This is a genomic window from Desulfosporosinus sp. SYSU MS00001 (assembly GCF_049943955.1).
Taxonomy (GTDB): Bacteria; Bacillota; Desulfitobacteriia; order Desulfitobacteriales; family Desulfitobacteriaceae; genus Desulfosporosinus.
The window spans coordinates 249,692-268,204 of sequence record NZ_JBNFTW010000001.1 but is presented as its reverse complement, the minus strand read 5'-3'; the positions used below and the strand labels follow the sequence as shown (position 1 = coordinate 268,204).

General features: G+C 46.9%; 17 protein-coding genes. All 17 read right to left on the bottom strand.

From position 1 onward, the window contains the following. Positions 1-595: 595 nt before the first annotated feature. On the bottom strand, positions 596-1,051 hold the full coding sequence (locus ACPUYX_RS01250; protein WP_426377934.1) for a cytidine deaminase: 456 nt from the start codon (positions 1,049-1,051) through the stop codon (positions 596-598). A gap of 111 nt (positions 1,052-1,162) precedes the next feature. Beyond that, positions 1,163-1,546, bottom strand: a complete 384-nt coding sequence (locus ACPUYX_RS01245) for a diacylglycerol kinase family protein (protein ID WP_426377933.1) — start codon at positions 1,544-1,546, stop codon at positions 1,163-1,165. A 35-nt stretch (positions 1,547-1,581) separates the two neighbouring features. After that, positions 1,582-2,052, bottom strand: a complete 471-nt coding sequence (gene ybeY, locus ACPUYX_RS01240; RefSeq protein WP_426377931.1) for an rRNA maturation RNase YbeY — start codon at positions 2,050-2,052, stop codon at positions 1,582-1,584. Between the two features lie 68 nt (positions 2,053-2,120). Continuing rightward, positions 2,121-4,469, bottom strand: a complete 2,349-nt coding sequence (locus ACPUYX_RS01235) for an HD family phosphohydrolase (protein WP_426377930.1) — start codon at positions 4,467-4,469, stop codon at positions 2,121-2,123. Positions 4,470-4,536: 67 nt separating this feature from the next. Continuing rightward, positions 4,537-5,757 (bottom strand): sporulation protein YqfD, encoded by a 1,221-nt coding sequence (gene yqfD / locus ACPUYX_RS01230; RefSeq protein WP_426377929.1) that lies wholly within the window; start codon positions 5,755-5,757, stop codon positions 4,537-4,539. Continuing rightward, complete coding sequence (gene yqfC / locus ACPUYX_RS01225) at positions 5,750-6,037, bottom strand: sporulation protein YqfC (protein WP_426377928.1); 288 nt, start codon at positions 6,035-6,037, stop codon at positions 5,750-5,752. The genes yqfD and yqfC overlap by 8 nt, the downstream gene beginning before the upstream one ends. Positions 6,038-6,190: 153 nt before the next feature. Continuing rightward, complete coding sequence (locus ACPUYX_RS01220; protein WP_426377927.1) at positions 6,191-6,643, bottom strand: GatB/YqeY domain-containing protein; 453 nt, start codon at positions 6,641-6,643, stop codon at positions 6,191-6,193. Positions 6,644-6,656: 13 nt separating this feature from the next. Beyond that, positions 6,657-6,833 (bottom strand): 30S ribosomal protein S21, encoded by a 177-nt coding sequence (gene rpsU / locus ACPUYX_RS01215; RefSeq protein WP_014828857.1) that lies wholly within the window; start codon positions 6,831-6,833, stop codon positions 6,657-6,659. A gap of 136 nt (positions 6,834-6,969) precedes the next feature. After that, positions 6,970-7,320 carry a histidine triad nucleotide-binding protein gene (locus ACPUYX_RS01210; RefSeq protein WP_426377926.1) on the bottom strand — a complete coding sequence of 117 codons (351 nt, stop codon included), beginning with the start codon at positions 7,318-7,320 and terminating at the stop codon, positions 6,970-6,972. A gap of 198 nt (positions 7,321-7,518) precedes the next feature. Then, entirely contained in the window at positions 7,519-8,880 is a 1,362-nt protein-coding gene (mtaB, locus tag ACPUYX_RS01205) for a tRNA (N(6)-L-threonylcarbamoyladenosine(37)-C(2))-methylthiotransferase MtaB (RefSeq protein WP_426377925.1), read from the bottom strand. A 713-nt stretch (positions 8,881-9,593) separates the two neighbouring features. Beyond that, positions 9,594-10,331, bottom strand: coding sequence for a 16S rRNA (uracil(1498)-N(3))-methyltransferase (locus ACPUYX_RS01200; RefSeq protein WP_426377924.1), 738 nt, complete (start codon positions 10,329-10,331; stop codon positions 9,594-9,596). Further along, complete coding sequence (gene prmA / locus ACPUYX_RS01195) at positions 10,318-11,259, bottom strand: 50S ribosomal protein L11 methyltransferase (protein WP_426377923.1); 942 nt, start codon at positions 11,257-11,259, stop codon at positions 10,318-10,320. Before prmA ends, ACPUYX_RS01200 begins: the two co-directional genes overlap by 14 nt. A 34-nt stretch (positions 11,260-11,293) precedes the next feature. Further along, on the bottom strand, positions 11,294-12,409 hold the full coding sequence (dnaJ, locus tag ACPUYX_RS01190; protein ID WP_426377922.1) for a molecular chaperone DnaJ: 1,116 nt from the start codon (positions 12,407-12,409) through the stop codon (positions 11,294-11,296). Positions 12,410-12,820: 411 nt separating this feature from the next. Beyond that, on the bottom strand, positions 12,821-14,659 hold the full coding sequence (gene dnaK, locus ACPUYX_RS01185) for a molecular chaperone DnaK (RefSeq protein WP_426377921.1): 1,839 nt from the start codon (positions 14,657-14,659) through the stop codon (positions 12,821-12,823). 31 nt (positions 14,660-14,690) lie between these two features. Beyond that, on the bottom strand, positions 14,691-15,293 hold the full coding sequence (grpE, locus tag ACPUYX_RS01180) for a nucleotide exchange factor GrpE (protein WP_426377920.1): 603 nt from the start codon (positions 15,291-15,293) through the stop codon (positions 14,691-14,693). Between the two features lie 60 nt (positions 15,294-15,353). Then, positions 15,354-16,397 (bottom strand): heat-inducible transcriptional repressor HrcA, encoded by a 1,044-nt coding sequence (gene hrcA / locus ACPUYX_RS01175; RefSeq protein WP_426377919.1) that lies wholly within the window; start codon positions 16,395-16,397, stop codon positions 15,354-15,356. A 910-nt stretch (positions 16,398-17,307) separates the two neighbouring features. Beyond that, positions 17,308-18,483 (bottom strand): radical SAM family heme chaperone HemW, encoded by a 1,176-nt coding sequence (gene hemW, locus ACPUYX_RS01170; protein WP_426377918.1) that lies wholly within the window; start codon positions 18,481-18,483, stop codon positions 17,308-17,310. Positions 18,484-18,513: the final 30 nt, after the last annotated feature.

Genomic DNA, 18,513 nt, shown 5'->3' with positions numbered 1-18,513 from the left:
CTGTTCCCAAATTCAGTGCTCAGAGTGGCACAAGCATAAGGTCTGTAAGTAAACAGCCCGGTAAAACCTTATACTAATTGACTAACTTCCTCATCCGAAAAAGATCTCCATTTCAGACGGTGCACATAAATGTGCCGTCAACCAATCCGTTCCCTCGTTCCCCAAGCCCAGGACGCAGAGCGATACAAGCACGAAGTCTTTACGTAAGCAGCCAGCAAAACCTTCTGACAATTGACCAACATCCTCACCTGAAAAAAGTCCTCATTTCAGACGGTGCACATGAAATGTGCCGTCCCCTAATCCGTTTCCCCGTTCCCAAGACCAGGACGCAGAGTGACACAAGCGCGACGTCTTTACGTAAGCAGTCCAGCAAACTTCGTGAAAGCGACTGGACCTCAGACACGGGGCGGCGCATAGGACGTGCGCCGCCACCATAGCGCCACGGAGGGCGCTTATGGTACGATAATCTCCAGTGGAGATTATCGCCGTAGGCGGGTTTCTTAAAAAATTGCTATCGCCGAAGGATGAACCCCGCTCCTCAAAGCCAGTCGCTTGAACGTTAGTTTGCTCTGCGAACGTACGACAGAGCGCTGTGTCACTCAAGTCCCGCTAAAAAATCCGGCCCAAACGACTCCGGAAGCAGCCTCCTTAAAGTCGTCCAGCGAGTTTCCCTCCGGCCATTGACCAAAATCACCAGACAATCCCTGGCAAATTCACGAATTACCTGCCGGCAAGCACCACAGGGAGATGGGAACTCATCAGTCGGAACAGCAACAACAATCGCCTTCAGCTCACGCTCCCCTTGAGCTGCAGCTTGAAAAACAGCATTTCTCTCTGCGCAGATTGTCAAACCATAACTGGCATTCTCAACATTACAGCCGCTGTAAATCTTTCCTGAAGAAAACAGTGCCGCCGCACCAACGGGATAATGTGAATAAGGAACATAGGCTTGTTTATAGGCTGCTTCAGCCTTACTGACAAGCTCTTCTCTTACTTGAGGCGGGATACTTGATTCCTGAATTACTGACGGCTGAGATTCAAACTGATTCAAAAGTCATTAACAGCTCCTCGAAAAAGAATCCTCTGTGAACTCATTCAGCTAAAGTCTTACGATTAGATAAACCCTGAGGCGAGAAATTCCCGCCCCACGCTTGGAGAAACTTTAAAAGAAATGGCTCGCCATACGAAAAAAACGCGGGCAAAAAACAATCGCCCCAATGACAATTGCTTGAATTGCTGTCACAAGGACAGCACCCGCAGCAACATCCTTAGCCATCCCGGCAAGAGGATCAAAATTAGGTTGAACCAGATCCACAACAATTTCCAGTGCAGAATTCATAGCTTCTGCGCTGATAACACTGCCAATAGCAAAAATAAGCATCATCCACTCCGAACGGGACACCTCAATCCACCAAGCTAAACACAAAACAGAAATTCCGGCTGCAATATGAAACTGCATGTGACCCTGTGTTTTACATGTGTACCATATCCCACGTTTCGCTTGATTTAAACTGCGCCAAAACCCCGATCTTTGATATCTCCCCATGCTTTCCTCCGTCTTTAAGCAAGCATTTTCAATGCCTATCGTTCTAAACCTATAGCAGCCATTACTTCTTCCTCTTTGGCCCGCATCTCCTGCTTGTCCGCATCATCTTCATGATCATAACCCAATAAATGCAACGTGCCATGGACCGCTAAATAGACAATTTCCCGCTCCAAGGAATGCCCGTATTCTATCGCTTGTTCTCGTGCTCTCTCAACTGAGATAACAATGTCTCCAAGCATATCGTCTTCGAATTCTGCATCGGGCTCCTCATCTGTTTCCTCTTGAAGAGCAAATGAGAGAACATCTGTTGGACGATCAACTCCTCGATAGTCTCGATTTAATTCGTGAATCCGTTGGTTATCAACCAATATCAAACTCACCTCCGCCTCTTCCGGTCCTGCGGCGGAACGTATTCCTTCCTGAATAGCCCGTTCTAACAACCCAGTTAATTTATCTCGTACTTCAACACTAACAGTGTCTTCTTCCCAAGAAATATCTAAAATCACATTTAACGGGCATCACACAATAAGTAGAGTCGTGATGCCCTTACCTCCCTCCATGAAAAAAACGTTAGCTACGAATTCTGCCCAGGATGCTCTGGGGCTGGCTGTAGTTCTGTCTGTGGTGCTGCCTGTGATTCCTCCGGCTGTGGTTCTGATTCTGACTTATCCTTATCGTCAGGTTTCTCTAAACTCTTATTTTGTTCTTGAGAAACCCCTTCCTCATTACCTTTTACGGCTCCTTTACCGGCATCAGTCACAAGCTTCTTTGAAGAGTGCTCTTTCCCCGACGGCAGTTCCGGATACTCCACCCGAGAATGGAAGATTCCGCTTAGAACTCTAACGAAGGCCATAGCGATTCGATCCAGATCCTGAAATGTTAAATCGCATTGATCAAGCTGCCCGTCATTGAGCTTGTCCTTAATTATTTTCCTGACAAAGCCTTCAACTCGTCCCGGTGTAGGATGTTTCATAGAACGCACAGCTGCTTCAACCGTATCGGCAAGACTGACCAGAGCTGATTCTTTCGTTTGTGGTCTGGGACCTTCATAATGGAAGGCTTCCTCAGGAACATCGTCTTTTTCCTCAAGAGCCTTATGATAGAAATAACTGACTAAACCGTCCCCATGGTGCTGAGCTATAATATCCTGAATCTGCTGCGGAAGTTTATTTTCCTTGGCTAATTCCAGTCCGTCTTTGATATGGGAGATAATAATCAACGCACTTAAAGTCGGGGCGATCTTATCATGAGGATTGTCTTGGGTAAACTGATTTTCAATAAAGAAATAAGGGCGTTTTAGTTTCCCAATATCATGATACAACGCCGCTACCCTGACCAACGTGGCATCAGCCTGGACTGCCTCTGCAGCAGCTTCTGCTAAATTCCCAACAAGTATACTGTGATGATAAGTTCCCGGCGCCTCCATTAATAAACGTTTCAACAGCGGGCGGTTTGGATTCGATAATTCCAAAAGCCGAACCGAAGATGTAATGTGGAATCCCGATTCAAACCAATGCAAGGCGCCGACAGTCAAGAATGATGATGCCAAGCCATTGACAATGCCTAAGATTAACCCCACAATCCAAACTGCTAAGCTTGCTCCAGTAGTCAAAGCTATGGAACTCACCATTAAAGCGTTAGCTGCTGAAACGAAAAGACCGGCGCGGGCCAAATCTGACCGCTGGCTTAGATGGGACACACTGTAAACTCCCACCACCCCTCCGAAAAGAGCTACGAGCCCCATTTGCAGGCCAATTGCTGTGGATAGAGTCGGATCAACTAAAATTGTTACAAAAACCGCTAAAACTACGGAAACAAGCAAGGCTACATCTGCATCAATTAATATTGCCACTGACATAGTCGCCCAGGCAACGGGGACCAGGATTCCAGCCATGGCATTAAAATCGTTTCCGCCTAAATTAATGGAAACAACACCTCTGCCCATCACCAGCACTAGAACCATCGTGAGCCCAATCAGAACCAAGCGGTTCGTCAAACGTAAAACATCCCGCTTATATTGATACAAATACCCTATAATCGCTGCCAGGCCAAAAAACACTAATAAAGCTATCCCTGCCGCAGCCTCCCAGGTATTGCGGCTGTTAATCAACCCGTACTGAGATAATACATTGTAAATATCCTTGGTAACAATCTCACCGGGGCCAACAATTTTTTGATTAGCCTTGTACTGGGTAATGTCCCGTTTAACAGACGCACGAGCAGCATTACGCAGCTTTTGTGTTGTTTGCGCATCCACAACCAGAGTCGGGCGAGTTAATTCCTGATCGATAAAGGCTTTGAAAAAGGCTTTAGCGTCATCATGCAAAGCCGACTGATCAATATCCGTTTTTGTTCGTTCACGCAACGGAGCAACATCTGTATCCGTACGAGCCCCGGTAACCACATTGCGGGCCCTCGTTAAGATAATATCCCCGCCGACTTGTTCTTCTGTGTCCAAAGCATCGGAGGACGTTTTGAGCAAGGATAATAAGATCCCTTGGGATAACGTATTAAAGGACTGCGTTTGCTTTAATTTTGCAACACGGGCACTATCATCTCCTGCCGCAGCCGCGGCATTATGCAGAGCTGTAAAGTCATCGCCCAGATCTCTGGTCAGACTATTAAAAAAGTCTTCATCCGGTTTATAAACCGGTTGAACAGCGTTCGCCGCAGCATCCTGGTCCTGAGCGTACTTTTCCGTATCTTCAATATCTTTGGTCCATGGAGCGGTAATAAGCTGAGGACTTGGTTCATTAACCTCCAGATGAAGCTTGGAAACAAACAAATTTGAAGATAACAAAACGGTAAACAACAGAAAATACATCACCGCAATAATGGCACGCAGCCAAAACGTGTGATGTCTAAACCAATCCAGACGGTTGGAAATCTCTCTCCAAGTCCTTTTGAATCTTTTAATCTTCAAAAACCATCATCCTTACTTTTCAGTCCATCCAGACCTCAAAGACCGAAAAATCTTATTCTGGTCACTCTTAAGGATTTGCATAAACGGCAAGATCCTCGTAAGTTTCTACTTCTACCCTGACTCGTTCAACTCCGGTATTACCAGGAAGAACTTTCACAGTTTCTTCGATTATCTGAGTCCCAGGCGAAATTTTCTTCATGACTTCACCCCGAGCAGTCTCTTCCGCTAATTGACGAGCTTCTTGAACCGATCGTTGAATATGAACGTTTTGCAGTTCCTTATAGTTGACCTGTATAACTTCGACAGGAAAACGCCAATTCCTCCAGAACTGTAAAGAATGGCTAAGGACTTCTTTATCTGCTTGTACAAAGGGAGAATTCTGCATTGTTACCATTATGACGCGAGATCCGAATTTTATACCCCATCCGTTTGCAGCTCTTCCACTTTCTTGATTTTTATCTTCAACCAAAGGTATTTGCTGCTCAGCGCTATACCACACACGTCCTCGCACGAATCCTTTGGCAGCAGATGTCGGAGGATCCGGAGTAGTACTCTTAGCAGGATTTGGCTTGACCTTGGAAATGCTTGGCGTTGTTGGTGCGCCAAGGCTTGGGGCCTTGGTTATCAAAACTTGACCTGCTCGCACCAGTTCTCCTTCATGAACCTGAGGAACCCCTTGAATCACCATGATTTCCTTAACAAGACCGGCATGACTGGCAACCAAATTGCCGGCCTCTTTAGGAATCGACGGCCGAATCTTTTCCGAAATCTTAATTTGGATCTCAGTTCCATTGCGTTCCAAGCCGACCCAAGCCGCATCCGGCAATTCCTCCTGCAGGGTTTTGGCAATCTCGTTTAAGTCCAACCCTTTCGAATAGGTCCAAGTTCTCAAGCCTAGTTTTTCTGCCCGCTGTATAATTTCCGAAGTCTCAATCCTTCGATTGCCTGTTACAGAGATGACAAGGACAAGCTGGGATAAAACTGTCAATCCCACAGCAATAACAGCTATCCCAGCCAGCAGCCCTTTTCTTCTCCACCAACGTGCCGCTACAAAAGGCCAGCCATATTTGGCAATAATATGCACCCTTGTATGAGTCCTCCGGGCGGCCTTTTTCAAACGCCGAAAATCATCAAGACGGACTTGAGCCCGCATTCCCCGCTCAGAGCGCTGAGTACGGTAAAGAGCCACACCCTCTTGCAGAACATAGTTGAGAAAGCGCGGCAGCTGTTCTCCCCGAGCAATGAAAAAAACTCTTCCTTGCCAAAATGCCCTCAACCGGTCAAACATTTTTTTCTGCCCCTTCCTCAAAGCTCAAAGCGTTTAGTTTTCCTTCAATCCGCAGCTCCGTGGCTAAAATAGTTTTCAGGACAAACCCCTTGCCACTAAGAAAAATCTCTCCATCGGTCGTTTCCAGACGGATTTCTTCCTCTGAAAAATTAATAATGCTCTGGTAATTCTCAACTAAAATTTCTTGTCTTCCCGTTATCGTAATTTTCGGACCCTCTCCAGCCACATCCGGCGGAAAATCCAAAATATCTCCGACACTTGTTTGGATTTTTTTAAACACAAAAAGCTCCTCCCTTCTGTAAAAATCTATGAAGGGAAGAGCCAGAATAGTCCAAGCCCACGATTTATTATGCAAAGAAAACTGAAACATCGTTTTGATAAGGCAAAAAGACCCAGAGGCTTACGCCACCGAGTCTTTTCTCATCTTCAAATATTATGCCCCGAGCACTTCACGTACAATAAGATTGACAAATTTGCCATCCGCCCGACCTTTCGTCTTTGGTGACAAAGCACCCATGACTTTGCCGAGATCCTTAGGGCCTTGCGCCCCCACAGCGGCAATGGTCTCTTGTACGAGTTGGCGAATTTCCCCTTCGGAAAGCTGTTGAGGAAGGTATTCCTTCAGGATGGCAATTTCCTCTTCCAAAGCACTTACCTTTTCAGGGCGATCCGCTTTACCAAATACTTCTAACGCATCTCGACGCAATTTTAATTCTCGTGCCAAAACTTCAACAACCTGGTCATCATTGAATTCGATGTGCTTATCAATCTCAGCATTTTTTATAGCAGCCCTGACCATTCGGATGACGGAAAGTCTTACCTTCCCCTCCTCTTTGGCCTTCATGGCAACCTTCATATCCTCAACGAGGCGATCTTTCAGGGACAATTCAAGACACTCCTTACTTGAACTTGCGTTTACGTGCAGCTTCAGATTTTTTCTTTCTTCTCACGCTCGGCTTTTCATAGGCCTCATGTTTACGAGCTTCTGCACTGACCCCTGCCTTTTGACAAGAACGCTTGAACCTGCGGAGTGCGGCATCAAGGGATTCGTTTTTACCAACTCTGACTTCACTCATTGTCTTATCCCTCCCTCCACTGGATCATCACAAATATACCTTATAATTATAATGGAATAACTGGGTTGCGTCAAGCTGACTTGATGATCTTAATAACAGCATCATAATATCCTGATATTCTCGTGCCGCAAGGCATCTAGCCGATTTTAGCCTCAAGAGCCTGCCCGCCGAGCAAATGAAAATGAATATGTCCCACGACTTGGCCCCCATCAGCCCCGGTATTGGTCACCACTCGGTAGCCTGTCTCTGCCACTCCGAACTCTTGAGCTAATCGTCGGATTACCCCGAAAAGATGACCAATCAGCCCCTCATACTCAGAGGTAACCTCATTAACGCTGCTTAAATGATTCTTGGGAATCACCAACAAGTGCACAGGCGCTAAAGGCTGAATATCTTTAAAAGCCACCACTTGATCATCTTCGTAAATTATATCACTGGGTATTTTGCGTTGGGCAATTTTACAGAAAATACAATCGTCATTATACATTTTCTTTGCCTCCTTATCATAATCCAAACTATCCTTTTGAATACTTCCCTAAAAGCGACATGTTTTGGCATTAAAGGTTAAGATTTACCTCTGAGTGAACTCGTTCAACTAAAGCTTAACATCGGGACTTCGGTGAGGGATTCTACCCCCACCGAAGCAGGGTACGAAAGCCCCACACCCACTTAAGAAGTGGGAGTCTTACGATTGAATAAAATCTTCTTCTAAAACAACTTGAACAAATTGACGTGAAAACCAGGGCTTATTCTGCTGTCTCGGCAAATGAACCTCAATATAATGGGGCGTATGTCCAACAGCATTGCCCTCAGGGTCAACCCGTTCCACCAGTACTTCTACCCGTTTCCCGATAAATCTGCGCATAAACGCTTCCTGACTTTCACGAGCAACCGCCATTAACTCCTTAACCCGTTGATCCTTAACTTTCTTAAGAATTTGATCAGGATAATCAGCAGCAGGAGTACCTTGACGTTTGGAATAAGGAAACACATGCACACCCGCAAAACCACATTCCCTCACAAAATTCAGCGTCGAAGCATGATCCTCCCCTGTCTCCCCCGGAAAGCCTACAATAATATCCGTCGTAACCGCAAGTTCAGGAATCCTTTGTCGCAAACGAAGTAATAACTCCCGATAATCCTGTAACGTATAAGGACGGTGCATACGGACTAACACCCTATCACTGCCGCTTTGCAAAGGCATATGTACATGAGGACAAACAATATCCGAAGAAGCAATACAATCAATCAACTCAGGCGTATATTCCATCGGCTCAATCGAACTCAGCCGCAAACGGCGCAGCCCCGGAATTTCAACCAGCTCACGAATCAAACGCGCTAAATTCCAACCCGAGTTCAAATCCTGACCATAAAACCCCGTATGAATTCCTGTCAGAACAATTTCCGGGTAACCCTCCTCCACCAACCTCCTGGCCTCAGCAAGAGCCTTATCCGGCTGGCGGCTTCGTAAAGGACCCCGCGCGTAAGGAATAATACAATATGTACAAAACTGATTGCACCCCTCTTGGATCTTCAGAAACGCCCTCGTTCTATTTTCCTCATTGAGCTGAGGAAGCTCCTCAAACTCACCCGCATCCGCAATCCCACGCACAGCATTCAGCGGCCTGCGCTCCTGCTTAACCCGCTCTATCCACTCTAAGATTTTCCCACGATCCTGAGTCCCAAGAACCAGATCCACTCCTTCAATATCAAGAACATCCCCAGGAGCAGTTTGGGCATAACAACCCGTCACCACAACAATACTCTCCGGATGAACCTTAATCATCCTGCGAATCGCCTGCCGCGACTTACTGCCTCCAGTATTCGTCACAGTACAAGTATTAACAACCACAACATCCGCTTCCTCCGAAGCATTCACCACATCATAATCAGCCTCACGAAAAAGTTGAGCCAACGCTTCACTTTCCGCTTGGTTCACTTTACAACCAAGAGTCAGAAAACAAACCGAAGATCGTGGTTCGTGGTTCGGAGTTGGTGATTCGAACTCAGCAGCGATCGTTTTAACTTGTCCAATTTCTATAGCCATTAATACTCACCTTTTTCGTGGCATATGATTCCTAGTTCCGGTCATATTCAAAATTTCCACGTTCTTCTAATTCGCAGCATATCACGAATTTACACAAATAGGCAACAGACGGCGCACATGAAATGTGCCGTCCCCCGGAAAAGACTCAAAATGGAACTTACCTTCTCTCCAAAGAACAGCCCCAACATCCCCCGAAGCCCAGGACATAGCGTGACACGGGCCCGAGGTCTTTACGGGAGCAGCCCAGCAAACTTCCGTTCAGGTGACGACCCCAGAGACGCGGGGCGGCGCACAGGACGTGCGCCGCCACCATAGCGCCAGGGACGACGTCACCGGATGTACCCAGCGTGTCAAAAGGACCGTCCCCCCGACACCCCGACACATACCCCTGTCTAGATCATCGCCCACTACAGACGGCGCACATGAAATGTGCCGTCCCCCGGAAAAAACTCAAAATGGGACTTACCTTCTCCAAAGAACAGCCCCAACATCCCCCGAAGCCCAGGACGTAGCGTGACACGGGCCCGAGGTCTTTACGGGAGCAGCCCAGCAAACTTCCGTTCAGGAGACCGACCCCAGACGCGGGGCGGCGCACAGGACGTGCGCCGCCGCCATAGCGCCAAGGATGGCGCTTATGGCGGGAACCCCGCCCCCCCCAAAGCAGTCTCCTGAACGGTTAGTTTGCTCTGCGAGCGTACGACCCGAGGGCTGGGTCACCCTACGTCCCCGAATTGCCCAAGCACCAGCGTCAACGCCGCCAACGCCGCCGTTTCCGCCCGCAAAATCCGCGGTCCCAGCGAAACGCTTTGCGCCCCCAGCTCTTCACTGGCCCTGGCCACCTCAGCCGCCTCAAACCCACCCTCCGGACCGATCAAAATAGCAATCGGCAGATCCGGATCAAAGGTACTCAGTACAGAAGTCAAACGCCGGGTCTTCTCCTCCTCATAAGGAATCAGCCACTGAGTTCCCTCAGGCAGCTTGTCCTTCAGGTCTCCCCAATTACAAACTTCCCCGATCCGAGGTTCCTTTACCCGGTGAGACTGCTTGGAAGCTTCCCCGGCAATCTTTTGCCAGCGAGCAACCCGTTCCTGAGCCTTACTTCCCTCAAGCTGCATCACTGAGCGTTTCGCCCGCAGGGGGAAAAGGCCTTCCATGCCAAGCTCTGTACCTTTTTGAATAACCCATTCCATTTTTTCCCCTTTAGAAAGTCCGGCCACCACAAAAACAGAGGTATGGGCCTCAACGTCCGGATAATCACTGCTGAGAATCCGACAAGTTACGCTTTTATCTTCGATTTTCAGAATCACACCCGTATATTCCATACCGCTATTATCATAGCCCAAAACCTTATCACCCGGAGTTAAGCGCAGCACACGGACCAGATGATCCCGTTCCGTTCCTCGCAGCCAAAAAGCATTTTTTCCAAGTTCCGTAATCTTAAAGCGATTCATGCTTAGCCCACCTTGCTCGAATTAGAATCCAGCCGGAATCTTCGACTCGTTCTAAGATTTCCAAACCGGCCTTTTTCATACCTTCCTCAACATCAGAAGCCCGGTGTTCAATAATTCCGGAGGCCAGAAATTCTCCTTCAGGGCTTAAGATTCTCTTGAGGTCTTCGAGCAGCATAAGGATAATATCAGCAATGATGTTGGCAATAACAACCTGGGCTTGACCGCTGAGCACTGTCCCTAAATCCCCCCGCAAGACACGAACTTTATCACTTACATGATTTAAATCCACATTTTCTTGCGCGACCCGAACAGCCACTGAATCCAGATCTACAGCCTCAACCTCAGCCCCGAGCTTGGCAGCCGCAATGGCCAAAATTCCTGAACCAGTCCCTAAATCAAAAACCTTCTGGCCCGGTTTAACAATGTTCTCCAAAGCTTTGAGGCAAAGAGTCGTTGTTGGATGAGTCCCTGTCCCAAAAGCCATGCCCGGATCAAGTTCGAGTATAATATCTTCCGGCTCCGGATTCACGTGCTCCCAGCTCGGCTTAATTAAAAACCGCTTGCCAATTCGGGCAGGTTTAAAATAAGCCTTCCAGGCCGTCGCCCAATCTTCTTCTTTTAAAGAAATTCCTTTAACTTGAACGACCCAGTTCGGAAAACGCTCCAACAAATCCCTAATTCCCTGATCAAGTCTTTGCAGTTTGGCAGGGAGTTCATTGTCCTCAGGAAAATAGCCTTTAATTACCATAGTTCCCGTAGCTTCAACTTCACCAAAATCGTGGAAATCCCAAGCCCCTGATTCTATGTATGCTCGTAAAATTTCCGGATCATCGACACTCACACCAGGACATCCTAACTGATAAAAAAGATCGGCAACAATTTCTTCCCCTTCTGCCGAAATTGTCACCGCTACTTCACGCCAATCCATGTTATGCTCCTTTTATCTCTATTAACCTAAATTTTTAACCCATTGCATCCCGGAGGTTTTCTTTAAATTTCTCAAATAAGGACTTCTTGCCCATTTGTTGGTGATCAGGAGTAGCCTCACCAAATTGGCGCAGAAGTTGTTTTTGCTTCTCATTCAGCTTTGTTGGTGTAGTCAAAATTACCCGCACATGCTGATCTCCGCGACCATTGCCCCGGCGATAGGGAATGCCATGCCCTTTAAGACGAAAAACCGTTGAAGTCTGAGTACCCTCAGGCACCTTCATCTTCACAACTCCATCCAGGGTCGGCACATCAATTTCCGCGCCCAAAGCAGCCTGAATAAAGGTAACCGGAATTTCACAATAGACATCGTTGCCTTCGCGATCAAAGAATTTATGAGGTTTAACCTGCAGAACGATATAAAGGTCTCCCGAAGGTCCGCCCTTAGCTCCAGCCTCGCCGTCTCCGCTCAGCCTTAAATTCAGGCCGTCTTCAGAACCGGCGGGAACATTGATTTTAATCGTTTTAACCTTACGAACTTTTCCTTTTCCGTGGCAAGTGGAACAGGGAGTACTGATTGTCCGACCTTCTCCTTGACAAGTCGGACAGGTTCGGGCCGTCTGAATCTGTCCAAAGGGCGTGCGTTGGGTCATTTTGACTTGACCGCTTCCATGACACTGAGAGCAAGTCGTCGGATGAGTACCCGGAGCTGCACCTGAACCCTGACATTCCGTACATGTCTCATCCCTCGGAATCTGGATTTCCTTTTCCACACCAAAAACAGCCTCTTCAAAAGTTAACGACATGGCATAACGCAAATCAGCACCTCGCTGCGGGCCATTGCGTCGTTGTCCGCCGCCTCCAAAGAACATGTCAAAAATATCGCCAAAGCCTCCCATATCCCCAAAGCCTCCGCCGCCTTGGCTGGGATCAAACCCGGCATGGCCAAATTGGTCATACCGCGCTTTTTTGTCCGGATCATTTAAAACATCATAGGCCTCAGCAACTTCCTTAAACTTTTCCTCAGCAGTTTTATCGCCTGGGTTAGCATCAGGGTGATACTGACGGGCTAATTTTCGGTAGGCCTTCTTAATTTCCTGGTCATTGGCCGACCGTTCAACCCCGAGCACCTCATAGTAATCGCGTTTCATGGTTTCCTCCATCACTCCTATAGCCATTCGCACTTTCCAACCATTTTAACCTGTTTAAGAGTTTCATTATTCTCTTAGGTTTCTAAATTAACCTGTTAAAGAAATAAATACTTTAAGGCCTTTAAGGGACACCATAAAGAAAGAATTTCCCCATCTTAAGGTAAAAATAAAGTCCTCTAGTATTATATGATCCTTCGTGTTTAAGCACAAGGCAATATCCTTATCTTAGAAAATCTAAATTTATCCAATACAAACAAAGGCGGGCACAAAAGTCCGGAAAACCCTTGCACCCAATTATTTTTGCGCAGCGAACCATTTGGCTCGGCAGCCTCCTGGTCCACTGCGCATCTATTATAAGGGGGCTGCCCGGCAATGGCTTACCCAGGATTCTGCCGCGTACCCCTCGACTCCCTATTTATCCTTATCAACCTCTGTAAATTCAGCATCTACAACATCATCATCTTTCTTAGCAGAACCTTCTCCGCCGGGCTGTGCTCCAGCATTTTGTGCATTGGCAGCCTGCTGCTGATACATTTTCTCAATATAGGGATGCAGAACTTTGGTCAAAGCCTCTGATTTAGCATTGATCTCAGCAACGTCTTCCGTAGAGGCTGCAGTCTTAAGTTCCTCAAGAGCTTTTTTGATACTTTCAAGTTCTCCCGCATCGCCCTTACCTTCGAAATCCTTAAGGGTTTTTTCGGTTTGGTAAATCATTGAATCGGCTTGGTTCTTAGCATCAATCAATTCTTTACGTTTTTTGTCTTCATCAGCATGAAGCTCGGCATCTTGTTTCATTTTTTCAATATCATCTTTTGAGAGGCCTGTGGAAGACGTGATGGTAACTTTCTGCTCGTTGCCTGTTGCCATGTCTTTAGCGGAAACGTGGACGATCCCATTAGCGTCAATGTCAAATTTAACTTCAACTTGAGGAATACCGCGGGGTGCAGGTGGAATACCTGTGAGTTGGAAACGGCCTAAAGTTTTGTTATAGCTGGCCATCTCACGTTCCCCTTGCAGTACATGAATATCAACAGAAGTCTGATTATCCGCTGCAGTGGAGAAAATTTGGGATTTGGTTGTCGGAATGGTCGTGTTACGGTCAATAATCCTGGTAAATACTCCGCCAAGGGTCTCAATTCCCAAGGACAGCGGGGTAACATCCAATAAGATCATGTCTTTAACTTCACCGCTGAGCACACCGCCTTGAATAGCAGCACCCATAGCAACAACTTCGTCCGGGTTAACACCTTTGTGGGGTTCTTTGCCGCTTAATTTGCGAATGGCCTCTTGGACAGAAGGAACCCGAGTTGAACCACCGACTAAAATAATTTGATCAATGTCTTTCCAAGCGAGTTTAGCATCTTCAATGGCTTGACGAGTAGGTCCAAGAGTTGCTTCGACCAGATCAGCGATGATCTCTTCGAATTTAGCCCGTGAAATGTTCATATCTAAGTGCTGCGGACCTTGCTCAGTCATGGTGATAAAGGGAAGATTAACGTTAGAGGTTGTCACACCGGAAAGCTCAATTTTCGCCTTTTCAGCAGCTTCTTTTAAACGCTGCAGGGCAACACGGTCATTCGCTAGATCAACACCATTGGTCTTTTTGTACTCGGCCACCATATAATCAATGAGACGTTGGTCGAAGTCGTCACCGCCTAAGTGGTTGTTACCGCTGGTTGCTTTAACTTCTACCATACCTTGACTTAATTCGAGGATTGAAACATCGAAGGTTCCGCCGCCAAGGTCATAGACCAAAACAGTTTGATCCTGTTCTTTATCCAAGCCATAGGCCAAAGCAGCAGCTGTCGGTTCATTAATAATCCGTAATACTTCCAGACCGGCAATAGAACCGGCATCTTTTGTCGCTTGACGCTGAGCATCTGTAAAATAAGCAGGGACAGTAATTACTGCTTTATCTACGGTTTGACCTAGGTAAGCTTCGGCATCCGTTTTGAGTTTCTGCAGAATCATTGCCGAAATTTCTTGCGGACTGTAGGGCTTATCATCAATTTTCACTTTATAGTCAGAACCCATATGACGTTTAATAGAAATAACGGTCTTCTCAGGATTAGAGACTGACTGACGTTTAGCAACTTGACCTACCAAACGTTCTCCGGTTTTAGAAAAACCCACTACTGAGGGGGTTGTACGATTTCCTTCAGCATTAGGAATAACAACAGCCTCTCCGCCTTCCATAACGGCTACGCAAGAGTTTGTAGTTCCTAAGTCAATACCAATAACTTTACTCATGACTAATTTCCTCCTTCAATTCAGTAACACACTAATTCGAAACTTTAACCATCGAGGGACGCAGTACTTTTTCTTTCAGAAAATAACCCTTTTGCAATTCTTCTACCACGGTATTTTCCGGATGATCTTCAGATTCAACTCTCATAACAGCCTCATGAAGATTAGGATCAAAAGGTTGGCCAACAGCTTCCATTGGTTTCAAGCCAACTTTACTCAAAGCCGTCTGCAACTGGCGGAGAATCATATCGACACCCTGTGAAAAGACCGTTATATCAGGATTATTTTGGGCAGAACTCGTCGCCCGTTCAAAATTGTCTAAAACCGGTAACAACTCGCTCACAAGTTGTTCAGAGGCATATTTAACAATTTCAGTCTTTTCTTTTTGAGTCCGTCTCCTATAGTTATCAAACTCCGCCTGCAAACGCAAGAATCGATCATAGTTTTCATCTGCCTTAGCTTTGGCCTGAGTAAGCTCAGCTTCCAGGGCCAAAATTTTCTCGGCAGGAGTCATTTCGTTACTATTTGAATTATCGTTTTGAGTATCAGATTCTTTAGAACCATCTGATTCGCTGGCTGTATATTCCTCGTTCACATCGGACGTTTGATCCTTAAAAGTTTCTTCCTTCTTTTCCACTATTCACAATCACCTCACGTACTCTAAATTTTATATGGAATGAACCAAAAGGTTCAAACATCACTTATATCCGCGCGGCTTACCCCGCGCCAGCACCTCAGTCAAACTTTTCGTCATAAAATCGACAATTGCAATTACCTTACCATAATCCATTCTCGTCGGTCCCAAGACCCCCACAGCACCGATAGTCTTTCCATTCACCTTGTAAGTTGCCGAAATTACACTGCAATCCCGGAATTCCTTCAGAGTATTCTCCCCACCGATAGTAACATTTAGTCCTTCCTGATGCGGCAGCAGAAGTTTCTTCAGAGGCTCATTTTCCTCAAACACCTTGAACAAGCTTTTAACCTTATCTAAATCCCGAAATTCGGGCTGATTTAACATATTAAGAGTTCCACCCAAATAGATAGGCTCATCTTCTTCACTGCCATCCAAGATAGCATCAAGCATTTCCAAAGCATTATCAATCAAATTCCTTTGCCGGGACAATTCACTATAGATCTCATGCAACATACTTCGCTTAACTTGGTTTAACGAATACCCCTTCATTTTCTGATTAAAAACATCAGCAACCTTTTGCAGATCTTCCGCCGTTATAGTTTCGCCCACGTCAACGATATGATTTTCAACAACACCATTTTCCTTTACAATCACCATAATAACCTGACCCGGCCGATAAGGCAGAAAATGCATCTTGCCAAAAGCACTCTTTCCCTTTTGTGGACCAAGAACTAAACTAGTCAAGCTCGTTAACTCCGAAAGCAACCTGCTGGTATGGGAAACAACCTCTTGAATCTCGCAAATCTTCTTTGTGCTTTCCCGTTCAATAATTTCCTTATCCTCATCACTTAGAGTTTGGGCATCCATCAAACAATCAACAAAATATCGATAACCAGCATCCGAAGGAATTCGCCCCGCCGACGTATAGGGCTGTTCAATAAAGCCCAACTCCTCCAAATCCGCCATCTCATTGCGAATTGTAGCCGGAGAAACTCCCAAATCAAACTTTCGAGCAATAGTTCGCGAACCAACCGGTTCAGCGGTAGCAATATAATCCTGAACAATCGCTCGAAGTATTTTTCGTTTACGCTCATCCATTTGCATTCATGCTTCCCGCCTTTCACTGTTACCTCAAGTTGTTAGCACTCTCCTCTAATGAGTGCTAACATTTTATGTCTTCACATTACCACGCTCTTATATCTTTGTCAAGAATCATTTTCTCATATAATATGCCCTATTTTGAGAAACATTTTAAGCAATTCACAGCCCAAAATCATCCCTCAAGCGTGTCAAAGGGACGGTCCTACTGACACGCCTTGAATCCGTTTGAGCCCGTCTCACACCCCCAAAGCCCAGTTCGCAGCGTGACACGAGCACGAGGTCTTTACGGAAGCAGCCCAGCAAACTTCCGTTCCTGAGACCACCCTAAGATAAATCGTGTCAAAAGGACCGTCCCCCAGACACACCCCAACAGGCCCAAAACAGACGGTGCACATGAAATGTGCCGTCTCCCAACCTCTCAAGATCCAAACCCAAACATCCCTCAAAGAATTACTCTCACACCCCCAAAGCCCAGGGCGCAGTGTGACACAAGCACGAGGTCTTTACAGGAGCAGCCCAGCAAACTTCCGTTCCAGCGACCAATCCCCAGATAAATCGTGTCAAAAGGACCGTCCCCCCGACACACCCCCAACACACCCCAACAGGCCCAAGCCAGACGGTGCACATGAAATGTGCCGTCTCCCGAACTCTCAAGATCGAACCCAAACATCCCTCAAAGAATTACTCTCACACCCCCCAAAGCCCAGGGCGCAGTGTGACACAAGCACGAGGTCTTTACAGGAGCAGCCCAGCAAACTTCCGTTCCAGCGACCGACCCCAGATACGGGGCGGCGCACATGACGTGCGCCGCAGCCATAGCGCCACGGAGGGCGCTTATGGCTGGAACCCCGCTCCCCAAACCAGTCGCTGGAACGGTTAGTTTGCTCTGCGAGCGTACGACCCGAGGGCTGGGTCACCCTGCGCCCCCTACGAACTCCCGCAATATCCCATTCGCCACAAACGCATACTTCTCATTCAAACACAAACGATCACCCCGAATCACAAAGCAATCCCTATACCGATAGCGTTCCAAGACATCCCCATAAATATCCCTAAGATCAACGCCAAAATCCTCGCGAAACTTCGTAAAGCTAATACCCTCACCCAGCCGCAGTCCCAAAATCATCCGTTCAGCCATACATTCCTCGAGAGACAACATCTCTTTCCCTTCTTCATCAAGAGGTTCCTTCTCCTCATGAAGACTTGCCCAATAAGCCCGCACATCTTCCACATTCTTTTGCCGAACTCGTTTAAGACAAGATACTCCGCCAGGGCCTAAGCCCAAATACTCCTCTCCGCGCCAATAACCCAAATTATGCTGACACTCAAAGCCGGGAAGAGCAAAATTAGACGTTTCATAATGAATATAACCGGCCTTCCCCAAGCATTCCACAGCCCACTCCTGCATATCCGCTTGAAGGTCATCGTCAGGCAAACCTTGAGCGCCGGTTGATTCCGCCCTGTCTAAGCCTTCTTCAAAGCGATCATGCAATGGAGTCCCTTCCTCCAGCATTAACCCATAGAGAGAAAGATGTTCCGGCCTGTACGACAAGGCTTCTTCAACAGACCTCTTCCATGAGCTCATAGTTTGACCGGGAAGTCCAAACATCAAGTCCAAATTTATATTCGTGAATCCCAGGGTTCTTAGAAGCAGAACACCATCACGTGCCTGCTGAGCGCTGTGAATCCGTCCGACGTTTCTCAAAAGCTTATCGTCAAAGGCTTGGACCCCTAGAGAAAAGCGATTGATTCCGTATTCCCGCAGCACAATCAGCTTCTCTCGCGTAAGAGTCCCCGGATTCCCTTCTGTCGTCTTCTCCGCCCGCTCCGCAAAAGAGAAACTACGGGTAATAAGCTTCAGAAGATGTTCCAAATTATCAAGGGGCAGCGCTGTCGGAGTGCCTCCTCCGATAAAAAGAGAAGACACTCCTTGCGGAGCATCTTTTTGACGATTGGCCAGTTCAATTTCAAGGCCCTCTAAATATAAGGGGATAAGTTCCTTAGAGCAATTTGTCAGTCCATGAGAATAGAACGCGCAATAATCACACTTCTGAATACAAAAAGGAACATGAACATATAGAGAAGGCATAACTGGTACCTCTCTCCTTATAAATTTAGC